The sequence below is a fragment of the Methanomassiliicoccales archaeon genome (assembly GCA_014361295.1).
GTDB lineage: Archaea > Thermoplasmatota > Thermoplasmata > Methanomassiliicoccales > JACIVX01 > JACIVX01.
This window is the reverse complement of sequence record JACIVX010000078.1, coordinates 1-1,226: the sequence shown is the minus strand read 5'-3', so window position 1 is coordinate 1,226 and position 1,226 is coordinate 1. Positions and strand designations below refer to the sequence as shown.

Genomic DNA, 1,226 nt, shown 5'->3' with positions numbered 1-1,226 from the left:
CTTGATCCTGGGTTTTTCGGGCGGCCCGCTTACGGTGCGGACTACTTTTTTGAAGTAATGGAGCGCTTAAAGCTTCGCGTCCTTGTGCGGGCCCATCAGCCCGATGCTCCTCTTTTTCTTTTTGGTGGGCGATGTCTAACCCTTTTCACCAGCCATGCCTACGGCCCCGGGCCGCGCCGCGTGGCCCTTCTTTCCCCAGGAAAGGTCATTCGCTCCGCCCACGATCTTGAAATTTGTGAAATTGGATAATAGACTTTTTTGCAACTTACTAATTTTGGAAGCAAAGGAGGGTTGATGAAAAGCAAAGCGTTTTTCTTGGTTTCTTTGGCTTTGCTGGTTGGTTCCGTAGTATTTGCTGAGTGCCCATCAGTTTTAATAATTCTAAACGGATCTTCCTGGAGTGAGCTAGCCACAACATTATTGACACAGTGCTTAACCGAAGGCGGAGCGCAAGTGACATTTGCAGAACGAGCAAGAGAAGTCAGTCAGCAATATGTTGTGCAGTTTTATGAGGTTTTAGAAAATACCCGGTCTGGAAAAATGAGGTTCCATAACGAACTAAAAGCCAGCAATCTAAGCGAAACGCAACTTAGACAGTCTTACCGTGGTATTTTGGAATCCGCTGAAAGGCTGAGAGCTGACCGTGGAGAAATTGCGTACGGCTCAAAATACATGGGGTCGCAACAGTATTCAGAGTTCCAACGTCAAACAGGATATTTGGTCGTTGATTATGGAGAAGAGGTGGAGTACTCAGACTGGTATGATAAATTGGTGACGCAGCAAGAGCAAAGAGCTTTTTGGCAAACGGTTTATTCATGGAATGCAGACATCATCATCTTTGCATCCCTGGACATAATTAACCTAGGCCAGTATGGCGGCATTTATACCTGCAGAGGCGTCATGTCTCTGCGTGCCGTTGATGTACGGCTAGAAAGGCCTGTCGTTTTGAAATCTTTTGCAGTAGTGGCTAATGGCGTAGAACTAAGCCCAGAAGCTGCTGCCCAACGAATAGTTGACAGTTTAGTGAAACGTTGTGCAAAAGAACTTGATGGAGTGATCCCATGCTACAAATATTTTGACCCTCCTACTCCTGATATTCCATTGGGAGCTATTGGAGTAGCCGTGGTTGACGTAAAAGCACCGGGTTACCAGCAAGAGGTTGGTGACTCAATACGCCGGATGGTTGAGGCTGCTATGCTCAAGCACACAGAGTTCGCGATATATAC

2 protein-coding genes are annotated in these 1,226 nt (G+C 46.8%); both read left to right on the top strand.

The annotated features are described in order from the left end of the window. Positions 1–249, top strand: a 249-nt coding sequence (locus H5T41_11215) for a hypothetical protein (GenBank protein MBC7109327.1), incomplete at its 5' end; no start/stop codon positions are given. A gap of 45 nt (positions 250–294) precedes the next feature. Then, positions 295–1,226 (top strand): hypothetical protein (locus H5T41_11210; GenBank protein ID MBC7109326.1); only part of this gene is annotated, 932 nt, incomplete at its 3' end.